Consider the following 13,945-nt stretch of genomic DNA (forward strand, 5'->3'; position numbering starts at 1 on the left):
GCCACGCCTTGAACGACGGTCAGTCTGCTTTGAGCCCGACGGTCGGATCGGGCAGGTAGACCTCGCCTCCCGATGGGAGGAACTCGCGGCTCTTCTGCCGCATTCCGGCCAGGGCTTCCTGCGCCTCGGCGCTGCCGTAGGTGTCGCGGATGTCCTGGGAGATGCGCATCGAGCAGAACTTCGGACCGCACATCGAACAGAAGTGCGCGGTCTTCGCCGGTTCGGCCGGGAGCGTCTCGTCGTGGAACGCCTCGGCGGTCTCCGGATCGAGACCGAGGGCGAACTGGTCACGCCACCGGAATTCGAACCGAGCCTTCGACAGTGCATCATCACGGACTGTCGCACCGGGGTGGCCCTTCGCGATATCGGCGGCATGCGCGGCGATCTTGTACGTGATCACTCCAGTCTTGACGTCGTCGCGGTCGGGCAGACCGAGATGCTCCTTCGGGGTGACGTAGCAGAGCATCGCCGTGCCGTAGCGGGCGATCTCCGTCGCCCCGATCGCCGAGGTGATGTGGTCGTATCCGGGCGCGATGTCCGTGACCAGCGGACCCAAGGTGTAGAACGGCGCACCGTGGCAGAGCTCCTGCTGACGTTCGACGTTCTCCCGCACGAGGTGGAGCGGAATGTGCCCGGGCCCTTCGACCATCACCTGGACGTCGTGGGCCCACGCGCGTTCGGTGAGTTCGGCGAGAGTGTCGAGCTCGGCGAACTGGGCGGCATCGTTGGCATCGGCGATAGAACCCGGCCGCAGTCCGTCGCCGAGTGAGAAAGCGACATCATAGCGAGCGAAGATCTCACAGAGTTCATCGAAGTGGGTGTAGAGGAAGTTCTCCTCGTGGTGGGCAAGGCACCAGCCGGCCATGATGGACCCGCCGCGCGAGACCATCCCGGTGACCCGGTCGGCCGTGAGCGGAACGTAGCGCAGCAGCACACCGGCGTGCACGGTCATGTAGTCGACACCCTGCTCGCACTGCTCGATGACTGTGTCGCGATAGACCTCCCAGGTCAGCGCGTTCGCATCGCCGTCGACCTTCTCCAGCGCCTGATAGATCGGGACGGTGCCGATGGGGATCGGCGAATTGCGGATGATCCACTCCCGGGTGGTGTGGATGTCATTGCCGGTCGACAGATCCATGAGGGTGTCGGCACCCCACTTCGCGGCCCATCGCAGCTTCTGCACCTCCTCGGCGATGGAGCTGGTGACCGCGGAATTGCCGATGTTCGCGTTGATCTTGACGAGGAACGCTTTGCCGATGATCATCGGCTCTGATTCGGGGTGGTTGATGTTGTTCGGGATGATCGCGCGACCGGCGGCGAGCTCGGCACGGACGAGTTCGACATCGCACTGTTCGCGGAGCGCGACGAACCGCATCTCCGGGGTGATGATGCCCTGCCTTGCGTAGTGCATCTGGGTCACCGTGCGGCCGGACTTGGCCCGACGGGGGACCGGTTTGCGTCCCTTCCACTGCTGCGACGGGGCACCTCGGCGGACGGCGGCACGACCGTCGTCGGCGATGCGGTGGCCGCGGGCGTCGTAGGTCTCAGTGTCGAGGCGGTTCTCGATCCACGGGAACCGCAGAGCGGGCAGTCCCTCTTCCGGGAGACTGCCCGGTCCGACGGTGCGGTAGACGTCGACGGGATCGTTCGCCCGGCCGTTCGAGTCCTCGAGTTCGATGCGGGTCACGGGAACGCGGATGCCGTGTTCCTCGTCATCAACCCATGCCGGCGAATGCGTCGGATACTGCTCGAGGGTGAATTCGTCGTGCGAAGGTGCGGAGGCCGAAGTCGTGGCAGGGGCAGGGGTTTCCGGGGTGAATGCAGTCATCTGCAGTCCTCACTTCCTACGCCGGTATCAACCGGATCAGGTTCTACGGTCTCGGACGATCCAGTCCGATCTCAGCCCTTGCAGCGGGCTCCCGTGGGGTCGTGCAATTCGTATCACGACTGACGCAGTGAGGACAACTGCACTTTCGGCGGAATCGAGTCCCGCCGGAAATGCGGCGCGGCGGTCAGCTGCCCTGGAGGAACGCCTTCGCGGCCGCGCCGAGAGCGGCGACGTCAGAGACCGCGACCATTTCGCGTGCCGAGTGCATCGAGTACAGGGCAGGACCGACGTCGACGGTGGTCATTCCCAGACGGGTCGCGGTCAGCGGTCCGATCGTCGACCCGCAGGGCATCGCATTGTTAGAGACGAAATCCTGGTATTCGACTCCGGCGGCCGCGCACGCCTGCGACCACACCGCGGTGCCGACCGCATCCGTGGCGTAGCGCTGCTGAGCATTGAGCTTGAGCAGGGGACCGCCGCCGAGGCGGGGGCGGACATGCGGATCGTGCCGTTCCGGATAGTTCGGATGGGCAGCATGCCCGGCATCGGAGGAGACGCACACCGAGGTGGCCATCGACGCGAGATAATCGCTGCGCGTCGACTGCGGCAGCAAGGAGGCGACGATGCGCTCGGTGACATCGGCGAGGAACGGACCGCACGCGCCCGAGCGCGAATTCGACCCGATCTCCTCATGATCGAACGCCGCGAACAGGGGGATGCCGTCGAGCCCGTCGGCATCGAGCTGGGTGAGAGCGGTGACGCCGGCGTGCACGGACAGAAGGTTGTCCAGCCTCGGCGAGGCGAAGAACTCCTCGGCGGCACCGAAGAGGGCCGGCTCCTGAACGGGAATGGTGTAGACATCGTGGCCGACGACGGACTCGGCATCGACCCCGGCCGACTCTGCGAGCAGTTCGATGATGTCTGCCTCGGCGAGGTCGGCCAGACCGATGACGGGAGTGGTGTGACGCTGCTTGTCCAGGGTCAGACCCTCGTTGACCTGCCGGTCGAGGTGGATCGCGAGCTGCGGGATGCGAGCGATCGGCCCGGTGCGGGCGAGTACGATGCTGCCGTCGGCGAGGCTGAGTCGACCCGCGAATGCGAGCTCACGGTCGAGCCACGAATTCAGCAGCGGCCCGCCGTAGATCTCCACCCCGACCTGGCGGGTGCCTTCGGCGGTGAACTCACCGCCGGGTTTGAGTTTGAACGCCGGGGAGTCGGTGTGGGAACCGAACACACGGAACCGGGGAGCCGCCTCGGTGACCGTGGGATTCATCCATGCGATGAGCGCGCCGTCGCGGATGACGTAGTGTCCGGTCCCTGGCGTCAGCGCCCAGGGGACGGACTCGTCGAGGCGGGAGAAACCGGCCCCTTCCAGGCGTTTCGCTGCCGTGTCCACCGCGTGGTACGAGCTGGGAGATGCGCTGACGAAGTCGCCGAGGTCGGCCGCTGTCGTCGCGGCCGCATCCGGTCTCGGGAGTGATTCATTCATTTCCCCAGCCTATCGTTTGCGGTAGTTTGGAGGTGAAGAAGATCAGGTCTCAGGCGACGGGTTGCCACCGCGTCCGAGAATCAGGCGGGGGCAGCGACCCTGCGACCGCACCAGCGACGGCAAGGAGTGTTCGACGTGAACCAGTTCGTGACGGAGTGGAACACCTGGCGCGACTCACGGAACTCAGCCCTTGCGAAACCGTTCGGCTGGCTCAGTGTCGTCGGACTTCACTGGCTCGACGCCGAATCGACCTGGACCGACGCCCCCGGCACGTTCACCGTCGACGACGGATGGGTGACCGTATCCCTGAAGACCGGAATCAAGGCCGGCCCGGCAGCCGAGACATTCGACCTGCTCAGCAAGGTCGACAACGGCGGGACTGCCGGGGCTGCCGGCGGCTCCGGTGCGAACGGCGGAGGACCGACCCGTGCGACCAGCCCGGCCGTGCCCAGCGACACATCGACCCTGCCTCGGGTCATGGACCAGTCCGGCGCGGGTGCAGGTGCGGCGGACGCTGCAGGTGCCGACGCTTCTGCCGGAACGGACATCGGAACGGGCTCCGGATCCGATGCGGGGTCCGAGGGACACGCAGCAGTGCCCGCCAAGCCACAGGTCCGCGTGGAAGAGAACGGGTTCAGCGCGAAGCTTCCGAACGGCGGCTCGCTCAACTGGTTCACCGTCGGCAATGTCCTCTACGAACTCATCGATCGGGGCGGCCGCCTCGGCGTGCGTGTGCGCAATTCGAAGTCCCCGCTGCTCGGGAAGTTCTTCGAGGTTCCGGTCTTCGACCCGGACCCGGACTTCGTCTTCCTCGCCCGGTTCACGAGGTTCGACCCGTTCAAGACCTACACGATCGAAACCGCCCAAGAAGATCTGCAGCTGCAGACGCAGGCGGCGGGAACCGTCACTTTCGAGACCTCGCACGGTGAGGTGAGCCTGCTCGCCACCGGGTGCCCGAAGACCGGGCTCCAACTGGACTTCCACGATTCGACGAACGGGAGCACCACCGCGGCATGGCGGACCATCGACCTCGGAGTGCCGAATCAGGACGGGTCGCTCGTCATCGATTTCAACCGTGCGGTGAATTACCCGTTCGCGTTCACCTCGTTCGCCACCTGCCCGGCACCGATCGAGGGAAACGTCGTTCCCTTCGACGTCACCGCAGGTGAGCGGCGTCCCCCGTTCTTCTACTCGGAGGCCGGGATCAACGTGCCGTTCCTCTTCTACGTGTGGTGGGACGAAGAGAGCGCCGAGGTGACCCGCCCCTGGTATTCGCGTTTCGGCCTCGACATCACCATCCTCAACCCCAACCACGACGACGGGCGGATCTCGCTCGTCGGCTTCGACGGGGTCGCGATGTCCGGCGGGGATCTGTCGCCGCTGGGGCGCAAGGCCCGGTCGAGGCTCATCGATGTCGCCACCGAAGCGCTGACTTCACGGATTCCGGTCATCGGCATCGGCGCGTACTCGGCGTTCGTCATCCAGGCCCAGCGGGAGCTGCGTTCGCAGCAGGGCTACGTCGACGGCATCGAAACCGAATACGAGGCGTCGGCGGAGCGTCTGCTCATCGTGATGAACAACGAACTCGACCCGAAGCAGGCCGGTTTCGACATCGTCCACACCGACGCCAGCGGGCTGATCTACGTGGAGATGCCCTTCGACATTCCGCTCGAGTCCGATCGCACCGAGGTCGAGGACTTCCAGGCGGCCATGGAATCCGGCGCCTCGATCACGAGCTGGCAGGAATTCGACTACCGCATGGTCGCCCTCATCCGCCACCACCGCTGAACCCGTCTCCCCGCCTCAGTCCCAGCGCCCGTTTCCTCCCCGAACTACCCGACGGCGGCCCAGCAACCTCGCGCGAGGTTGCTGGGCCGCCGTCAGGTAGCAATTACCAGATGGTGACTCGGGATTCGGGAGCCAAGTACATGCCGTCGCCCTCTGCCACGCCGTAGGTGTCGTGGAAGGCGGTCATGTTCTTCACGACCTGGTTGCAGCGGAACTCTTCCGGCGAATGCGGGTCGATCGAGAGCCTGCGCACACGCTCCTCGGTGCGCATCTTCGACCGCCATGCCTTCGCCCACGCCTCGAAGAACGCCTTCGCCTGCTCTGCCGTCGGCGCCACCGGCACGCCTGGTGTTCCCGCCCGTTCGCCGAGCTCGAGTTCGAGCGCCTTCCACCCGATCGACAGACCACCGAGGTCACCGATGTTCTCACCGACCGTCAGCGCCCCGTTGACGTGCTGATTCGGTTCGAGACCGGCCGGGACCAGCTCTTCGTACTGGGCGATGAGCGCATTCGTGCGCTCCTCGAACAGGGTCCGATCCGATTCGGTCCACCAGTCGACGAGGTTGCCGTCACCGTCATAACGCGATCCCTGATCGTCGAAGCCGTGGCCGATCTCGTGGCCGATGACCGCGCCGATCGCTCCGAAGTTCGCGGCCACCTCACCGGAGGCGTCGAAGAACGGCGGCTGGAGGATCGCTGCAGGGAAGACGATCTCGTTCATCACCGGGTGGTAGTAGGCGTTGACCGTCTGCGGGGTCATCAGCCATTCCGTGCGATCGATGGGTCCGCCGATCCGCTTCACCTGCCGCACGTGTTCGGCCTGCGAGCAGCGACGCACGTTGCCCACAAGGTCGGAGGAGTCGATCGCGGCCGGGTACTCCCGCCACACCTCCGGATAGCCGACCTTCGGGGTGAACTTCGAAAGCTTGACCAGGGCGCGTTCCTTCGTCTCCTCGCTCATCCAGTCGAGTTCTCGGATCGACTTGTCGTAGGCCTTGATGAGCATGCCCACGAGGTGGTCGATCGCGTCCTTGGACGACGGCGGGAATTCGGATGCGACGTAGAGCTTGCCCACGGCCTCACCGAGGTAGCCCTCGACGAGACTGACCCCGCGCTTCCAGCGCTCTCGCAGGGCAGGGGTGCCCGAGAGAGTGCGGGAGTTGAAGTCGAAGTTCTCCTCGACGAACTCATCCGACAGCAGCGAGGCGGTGTCGGAGACGACGACGAAGCGCAGCCACGTCTTGATGGTCTCGATGTCAGTCTCCGCCCACACCTTCGCCATACCCGTGACGAACGAGGGCTGGGAGACCACGAGGTACTTCAGATCGGACGCATCGGCGGTGAGGATGCCCAGGTAGGAGTCGAAGTCGAACTCGGGCCCGAGGTCGCGCAGCTCGGAGATCGAATACTTGTTGTACGTCTTCTCCGCATCACGGCAGGCCACGCGGTCCCAGTGGTGGCGGGCGAGTTCGGTCTCGAACGTCATCACCTTGGCGGCCACCTCGGCGTCGGTGATCCCGGACTTCTCACCGAGGCCGGCCAGGGCTGCGATCTTCTGCACGTGCGCGAGGAACTTGGCGCGCACCTCGGCGTGATCGTCGTTGAAGTAGTAGTCCTCGTCGGGCAGGGAGATGCCTGCCTGGACGAGGTAGAGGGCGTAGACGTCGGAGTCCTTCGCATCGGCGGTGACGTATCCGCCGAGCACTCCGCCGATGCCTTCGGTCTCCAACCGGGCGAGCAGGGCGGCGAGCTCTGACTTGTCCTCGGCGGCGTCGATGGCGGCGAATGTCGAGGTCAGCGGGGCGACTCCGAGTTCGTTGATGCGATCGACGTCCATGAACGAGGTGAACAGGTCGGCGACCTTCTGCCCTTCGGAGCCGGGCTCCTGCGGGGCGTCGGACACGGAGGTGATGATGTCGCGGACCTTGGTCTCGGCGGTGTCGAAGAGCTCACGCATGGCTCCGTCGCCGGCACGGTCATCGGGGATCGTGAACGAGTCGATCCACTCGCCGTTGATGTGCTGGTACAGGTCGTCCTGAGGCCTGATCGAGGTCAGTGAGGTTTCAGAAGTCATGGCCCCACAGTATCGTGATCAGAGCCCCGCACGCCCTGCCCGAGGAGGAGAGTATGAGTCTGGCATCCGTCGTCTTCGTGTGCACCGGCAACATCTGCCGGTCCGTCACCGCCGAACGTGTGCTCTTACATCACCTGGCTGATACCGGCGCCGAGGCGGTCGTCGACTCCGCCGGGATCAGCGACGAGGAGGCCGGCAATCCCATCGACCCACGTCAGGCGCGTGTGCTCGGCGCCGCCGGCTACCGCACCGACGATCACGTCGCCCGGCAGATCACGCCCGAATGGTTGGCCGAACGCGACCTGGCGGTGGCGATGACCGCCCGCCACTATCGTGCCCTGGAGCGGATGATCGCAGGCCTTCCCGCCGAGGCGGCCCCGGAGCTGCGGATGCTGCGCGAGTTCGACCCGCGGGTTGCCGGGGTCGAGGGTGCCGGTGCTCCGGCACCGGATGTCGAGGATCCCTGGTACGGCGAATTCAAGGATTTCGAAGAAACTCTTGAGACAATTGAAGTGTCCGTGCCGGGAATCACGGATCGTCTGCGCGCGCTGGCCGCGAAAACTCAGTGATACTAGTAGGCACAAGCTTGCTGACACGACCGACATCGCAGGTACGCCTCGAAGGAGAAACTCTCATGACTCGTCTCATGACACGACAGAACTGGTCCGCTCTCAGGCTGGGCTTCGCCGCCCTGCTGGTGGCCGCGATGAGCGTGTTTGCATTCGCCCCCGCCGCCAGTGCGCACGATCAGCTGGTGTCGTCGAATCCCGAGGACGGTGCCGAACTCGATCAGCAGCCCAAGTGGCTCGAGATGAACTTCTCCGGCGACATCCAGGAAGTCGGCTCCGAGGTCAAGGTCGTCGTCGACGGCAAGGACGTCTCCGCAGGTGAGCTGACCGTTGAGGGCAAGAAGCTCAGCGTCGCTCTGCCCGATGACCTCAAACCCGGCGACTACAAGGTCACCTGGCGCGTGGTGTCGCAGGACGGCCACCCGATCTCCGGTGACTACTCGTTCGCGATCAAGGATGCCGAAGGTGCTGGCGGTGACGTCAAGGAATCGTCCGGAGAGTCGACGAAGGCCGGACTCGGCGGCGGAGTCGTCGATGAACCGGGCAAGGACACCGAGGATCGCGGCGAGATCGGCGAGTCCACCGGCAGCGATTCCGGAATGTCGACGCCGATGATCGTGCTCCTGTCCGTCGGCGGCCTGGCCATCATCGTCATCGTCGTTCTGCTCATGCGCCGCAAGTCCCAGGGACTGCCCGGCATCAAGGACAACTGAGCGAGGACTCCCACACAGCACTTCAATCACGAGGCCCTGAACGCGAAGAGCGTTCGGGGCCTCGGGGTATTCGGATCGTGAGGCGGGTCGGCGGCGATCTCGTTCAAGGGGCAGCGCGGTTATGTCGAGGTGCACCGTTCGAAATGTGCGCTACGCCTTGAACGAGGGGCGAATGAAGCGGGTGGGCTTGATCGAGACCTGGGCGCGAAGAGAGCGATTGAACGAGACACCGCCGTCAGGGGGTGAAGCGCAGGAGACGGTCGTCGTCCGGGCCGGGTTCTCCGCGACCGTCGGTGTTGTTCGTCAGCATGAGCAGCGAACCGTCGGGCGCTTCGACCACATCGCGCAGTCGCCCATGCTCGCTGGTCCAGAGTTCGTTGGAAGCCGAGAGATCGTCGAGCGGCACCTGGTGCAGGCGCTCACCACGCAGCCCGGCGATGAGGATGCTGTCATCGGTGACGGCCAGTCCGCTGGGGCTCGCTTCGTCGGGGGACCACTGCTGCACCGGGTCGATGAAATCGCCGTCCCCGCCGGTCGAGCCGTCGTCACCCTCGACGATGCCTTCGACCTCGGGCCATCCGTAATTCCCGCCGGCTTCGATGACGTTGAGCTCGTCCCATGTGTCCTGCCCGAATTCCGAAGCATACATCGTCCCCTCGTCATCCCACCCGATACCCTGCGGATTCCGGTGCCCCATGCTGAAGACGAGCGAATCGCCGAACGGGTTGTCCGCAGGTATGTCGCCGTCGGGCGTCATGCGCAGAATCTTCCCCGACAGCGCGGTTTCCTCCTGCGCACTGTCGCGATCGCCCGTATCGCCGAGCGTGGCATAGAGCATCCCATCGGGCCCGAAAGCCAGCCGCCCGCCGTTGTGGAAATTCGCGGTCGGCAGTCCGTCGAGGATCGTCTCCTCCTCACCCAGGGACAGGTCCCCGGCCTCGCCGAGGAGGTCGAACCGCACGATCCGATTCTCCGTCCCAGCGGCGAAGAAGGCATAGAGCTGGTCATCGTCGACTGCGAGACCGTGGAGGCCGGCCTCACCCGAGGCTGAGGCATCATCGATCCGACCGGCCTCGCGAGCGTCGCCACCTGCGGAGACTTCGAGGATACGACCGGAATCGCGTTCGCTGACGAGCATGGTCTGCCCGTGGAAGGCGATCGACCACGGGGATTCGAGTCCGGTGGCGACGACCTCGGGAGAGTCTGCGCCAGGTGCTGACGATTCTGACCCGGCGTCGGAAGATCCTGAACCACGGCTCGCCGAGGCGGTTCCCGACTCCTCCCCGCCCCGATCGTCGGCCTCGCCGGAGTCCGAATCGGAGGAGCAGGCGCTGAGGACGACGGCCAGGGACACTGCGGCTCCGGTGAGAAGCCGTCCGGTTCGGTGCTGTGCTGGGGCGCTCATGATCTCTCCTTCGTCGGGGAGTCCTGCGTCGGGGAGTCCGGTTGAACCAGACTATCCGCCGGCTGCCTGCGAACTGAACCTCTTGCCGCGGACTGGGATCGTCTGCCCAGGAATAGAACCGTCTGCTCGGACTGTTGCCTCACGTGACTGAAATTCTGCGATCGCCCTCTGCGCTCGCACTGCACGCCCACCGAAGGAGCCTTCCGCCTTGTCCGTTCCGTTGAACATCCTCGATCTCGTCTCCATTCGGGAAGGAGCTGACGCGCGCGAAGGCATTGCCGAATCGATGACGAACGCGAAGCTCGCTGACGAACTGGGATATAAGCGCCTGTGGTTCGCCGAGCACCACAACACGATGGGCCTGGCCGCCAGCGCCACGGCCCTGCTCATCTCACAGGCCGCCTCGGTGACGGAGAAGATCCGGGTGGGATCCGGCGGTGTCATGCTGCCCAATCATGCCCCGCTCATGGTGGCCGAACAGTACGGAACGCTCGCGAACATCCACGGGCCGCGCATCGACCTGGGCCTCGGCCGTGCACCCGGCACGGACGGGATGACCGCGCAGGCGCTCGCCCGGTCCTCGGCCGAACCGCAGGACTTCGCGCAGAACATCTATGACATGCAGGGTTGGTTCTCCCACACCGGGCAGGCGCACACGATGCCGATCAAGTCCGCGGTCTCGGCGGGGATGAACGTGCCCATCTGGGTGCTCGGATCGACGATGAACGGCGCCTCGATCGCCGGCCAGCTGGGCCTGCCGTTCTCCCTGGCCTCGCACTTCGCACCCGACCAGATCGACATCGCAATCAAGACCTACCGCGATTCCTTCACCACCGACGCGCCCACCGCGCAGATCGACGAACCCTACGTCATGGCCGGGATCAACGTCATGGTCGCCGACACCGACGCCGAGGCGGCCCGCCAGTTCACCTCGGTGCAGCAGATGTTCAATGACATGCGCACCGGCCGTCGCCGCAATCTGCAGCCCCCGGTCGACCCGGCCGAGATCTATGCGCAGGGCGGGACCAGCCCGATGCTGTCTATCAGCGCCGTCGGCTCGCCCGATACCGCGACCGCGCAGATGGCCGAATTCGTCGAACGCACCGGCGCCGATGAGCTCATCACCGTCACCTACGCCTACGACCCTGAAGTGCAGCGCCAGTCGCTGAAACTGCTCGCCGACGCCTGGTTCTGAGGCTCGGCGGTCAGTCGAGGACTCGGACGTAATCGGACAGGCCGGTTTCGACCTCGGTGAGCGTGTGTGCGGTGGCGAGGATCGTCGATTCCATCGCCGAGGCGGCCATCGTCGCCCGTACGTCCGCGCGCTTGGCGAGGCTGACCGTTCGCGGCAGGCGCGGATCGACCAGTGGGACCGAGTCAAGCAATGGCCGGTCGACAAGGACCATGGCTGGCACGATCGCGACCCCGAGGCCGCGCTCGACGAACCGCAGAGCCGCATCCATCTCCACCCCTTCGACGACGACTCGGGGAGTCAGACCGGCCGACTCGAACGCAGCGGTGGTCGCCTCCCTGAGGTCGTAGCCGTGATGGAACAGGACCTGGGGACGGTCGGCCACCTCGGCGAGGGTGATCCGATCGGACGCCGCACGGTCTGAGCTGAGCAGATCGGAACCGGCTGCGGCAATGACGACGAGATCCTCGGCGAGGATCCCGCGCAGGCTGAGCCTGGGCATCTGCGGGGCGAGATCGAAGGTGCGGGTGATGAGCGCGAGGTCGAGTTCGCCGCCGGCCAGGGCCTCGATGAGCTCCCGGGAGCCCTTCTCAACGAGTTCGAGCTCGACGCCGGGATGAGCGGCGTGGAACCGGCTGATCGCTTCGGCCACGAGGCTCACGCACAACGTCGGGGTCGCACCCAACCGGACGCGGCCGCGCCGCAGACCGGCGAGCTCATCCATGTCACGGCGGACCGCCTCGGCATCGGCAAGCATGCGTTTGGCCGTCGGCAACAGGGTCTGGCCGGCGTCCGTGAGCGTGATGCGTCCGTGCGCGCGGTGGAAGAGCTCGGTCCCGAGCTCCTTCTCCAACGTCGAGATCTGCCGGGACAGTGACGGCTGGGCCAAGTGGAGCGTCGCGGCTGCTTTCGTGAAATGGCCGGTGGCGGCCACCTCGGCGAAGCTTCTCAGCTGTTCGAGGTTCATGAGTGGTCTCCATGCAGGTCAGACATGTCAATAGTGTATCGCTATCGACTTGACTCAAACAATGCATTGGACGTATGGAACGGGCGGTTCCATAGTGGAATTCATGAACACCACACAGGGCGGATCCCGCCGAAAAGAACACTCCATCTCCACCTCGGTGCTGGTCATCGGAACCGGCGGATCGGGTCTGCGGGCCGCGATCGAGGTCGCCGAAGCCGGCGCCGATGTCCTCGCTGTCGGCAAACGGCCGAAGGAGGACGCACACACCTCGCTGGCCGCCGGCGGCATCAACGCGGCCCTGGCGACGATGGACCCGGACGACACGTGGCAGCAGCACGCGGCCGACACGATCAAGGAATCCTATGACCTCGCCAACCCCCGCACCGTCGAAATCGTCACCCAGGGAGCAGTCGAAGGCATCGCTGACCTGGAGCGATATGGAATGGACTTCGCGAAGGAGGACGACGGTCGGATCTCTCAGCGCTTCTTCGGCGCCCACACCTGGCGTCGCACCGCTTTCGCCGGCGACTACACGGGGCTGGAAATCCAGCGCACCCTCATTCGTCGCGCCGAAGCCCTAGACATCCCGATCCTCGACCGCGTCTACATCACGAAACTGCTCGTCGCCGACGGCCGCATCTTCGGCGCCTATGGCTTCGACGTCATCGACGGCACCGGCTACCGGATCTACGCCGACGCCGTCATCCTCGCCGCCGGCGGACACAACCGGATCTGGCGACGCACCTCCTCACGTCGGGACGAGAACACCGGTGACTCCTTCCGCCTGGCCGTCGAAGCCGGCGCCCGACTGCGCGATGCCGAACTCGTCCAGTTCCACCCCTCGGGCATCATCGAACCCGAGAACGCGGCCGGCACCCTCGTCTCCGAAGCGGCCCGCGGTGAAGGCGGAATCCTGCGCAACGGCCTGGGGGAGCGGTTCATGGAACGCTACGACCCACTGCGCATGGAACTCTCCACCCGCGACCGGGTGGCGCTCGCCGCCTACACGGAGATTGCCGAGGGGCGCGGCACCGAGAACGGGGGAGTGTGGCTCGACGTCTCCCACCTGCCGCGCGAGACCATCATGAACCGGCTGCCGCGGGTGTTCCAGACGCTCATGGAAACCCAGATGCTCGACATCACGGCCTCGCCGATCGAGATCGCTCCGACCGCGCACTACTCGATGGGCGGAGTGTGGGTCGACCCGGTCGATCACAGCACCGACGTCGAAGGATTGTGGGCGATCGGTGAGGCGTCGTCCGGTCTGCACGGGGCGAACCGGTTGGGCGGGAACTCGCTCATCGAGCTCGTCGTCTTCGGTCGGATCGTCGGTCGGTCAGCCGTTGCGTACTCCGATTCGTTGGAGGCTCAGGTGCGGTCGCACGCCGCGGTGGACGAGGCCCGGGCGGAGATCTCCGCTCTGCTGGCCTCCGAGGGCACGGAGAACGTGCGGGCCCTGCAACGCGAGGTCCGTAACCTCATGACCGAGCACGCCGGAGTCGTCCGTGACGAGGCCGGTCTGCTCGCCGGGCTGGAGAAGCTCGCTGGGATCGAGGCGCGGATGGCTGATGTCGGCATCCACCCGGACATCGCCGGATTCGCCGACCTCTCCCACGCCTTCGATCTGCGGTCCTCGGTGCTCGCGGCCCGGGCGACGCTCGAGTGTGCTTTGGAGCGGCGGGAGACCCGCGGCTGCCACAACCGCAGCGACTACCCGGAGCAGGACCCGGACCTGCAGGTCAACTTGGTCTGGTCCCCGTCTACCGGTGTCGTCCGCGAGTCGATCCCTGAAGTTTCGGCGGATGTCGCGGCGCTCATGCACACCGGTGAAATCAGCCAAGAAGGCAAACTAGTCGAATAATTGCTACCCGACGGCGGCCCAGCAACCTCGCGCGAGGTTGCTGGGCCGCCGTCAGGTAG

Annotated in this window: 10 protein-coding genes and 1 riboswitch; of the genes, 5 read left to right on the forward strand and 5 right to left on the reverse strand. The window is 65.7% G+C overall.

Annotated elements, in window-relative coordinates:
• Window positions 1–19: 19 nt before the first annotated feature.
• Window positions 20–1,828, reverse strand: coding sequence for a phosphomethylpyrimidine synthase ThiC (gene thiC / locus SB749_RS07190; RefSeq protein ID WP_410709728.1), 1,809 nt, complete (start codon window positions 1,826–1,828; stop codon window positions 20–22).
• Window positions 1,824–1,932, reverse strand: a riboswitch (TPP riboswitch). It overlaps the preceding gene by 5 nt.
• Before the next feature lie 80 nt (window positions 1,933–2,012).
• Window positions 2,013–3,317: a M18 family aminopeptidase gene (locus tag SB749_RS07195; RefSeq protein ID WP_410709729.1), complete on the reverse strand. Its 1,305-nt coding sequence runs from the start codon at window positions 3,315–3,317 to the stop codon at window positions 2,013–2,015.
• Window positions 3,318–3,452: 135 nt separating this feature from the next.
• On the opposite strand from SB749_RS07195, the gene SB749_RS07200 reads away from it, so the two are divergent.
• Window positions 3,453–5,105, forward strand: a complete 1,653-nt coding sequence (locus SB749_RS07200; protein ID WP_410709730.1) for a DUF1684 domain-containing protein — start codon at window positions 3,453–3,455, stop codon at window positions 5,103–5,105.
• Window positions 5,106–5,208: 103 nt separating this feature from the next.
• Here SB749_RS07200 and SB749_RS07205 read toward each other — a convergent pair whose 3' ends face one another.
• A complete protein-coding gene (locus SB749_RS07205; RefSeq protein WP_410709731.1) occupies window positions 5,209–7,179 on the reverse strand; it encodes a M13 family metallopeptidase in 1,971 nt (656 codons plus the stop codon).
• Between the two features lie 53 nt (window positions 7,180–7,232).
• Here SB749_RS07205 and SB749_RS07210 point away from each other — a divergent pair, with 53 nt between their 5' ends.
• Together SB749_RS07210 and SB749_RS07215 are read left to right on the forward strand one after the other, a co-directional pair.
• Entirely contained in the window at window positions 7,233–7,748 is a 516-nt protein-coding gene (locus SB749_RS07210; RefSeq protein WP_410709732.1) for a low molecular weight protein-tyrosine-phosphatase, read from the forward strand.
• Between the two features lie 65 nt (window positions 7,749–7,813).
• Window positions 7,814–8,461, forward strand: coding sequence for a copper resistance protein CopC (locus SB749_RS07215; RefSeq protein WP_410709733.1), 648 nt, complete (start codon window positions 7,814–7,816; stop codon window positions 8,459–8,461).
• A gap of 235 nt (window positions 8,462–8,696) precedes the next feature.
• Here SB749_RS07215 and SB749_RS07220 read toward each other — a convergent pair whose 3' ends face one another.
• Window positions 8,697–9,866 (reverse strand): PQQ-dependent sugar dehydrogenase, encoded by a 1,170-nt coding sequence (locus SB749_RS07220; protein ID WP_410709734.1) that lies wholly within the window; start codon window positions 9,864–9,866, stop codon window positions 8,697–8,699.
• Between the two features lie 208 nt (window positions 9,867–10,074).
• On the opposite strand from SB749_RS07220, the gene SB749_RS07225 reads away from it, so the two are divergent.
• Window positions 10,075–11,061, forward strand: coding sequence for an LLM class flavin-dependent oxidoreductase (locus SB749_RS07225; RefSeq protein WP_410709735.1), 987 nt, complete (start codon window positions 10,075–10,077; stop codon window positions 11,059–11,061).
• Window positions 11,062–11,071: 10 nt separating this feature from the next.
• Here the strand turns inward: SB749_RS07225 and SB749_RS07230 are convergent, their stop codons facing one another.
• Entirely contained in the window at window positions 11,072–12,025 is a 954-nt protein-coding gene (locus SB749_RS07230; RefSeq protein ID WP_410709736.1) for a LysR family transcriptional regulator, read from the reverse strand.
• A 103-nt stretch (window positions 12,026–12,128) separates the two neighbouring features.
• On the opposite strand from SB749_RS07230, the gene SB749_RS07235 reads away from it, so the two are divergent.
• A complete protein-coding gene (locus tag SB749_RS07235; RefSeq protein WP_410709737.1) occupies window positions 12,129–13,886 on the forward strand; it encodes an FAD-binding protein in 1,758 nt (585 codons plus the stop codon).
• Window positions 13,887–13,945: the final 59 nt, after the last annotated feature.

The organism is Brevibacterium sp. SIMBA_078 (genome assembly GCF_046534565.1).
In the GTDB taxonomy this organism is placed as follows: domain Bacteria; phylum Actinomycetota; class Actinomycetes; order Actinomycetales; family Brevibacteriaceae; genus Brevibacterium.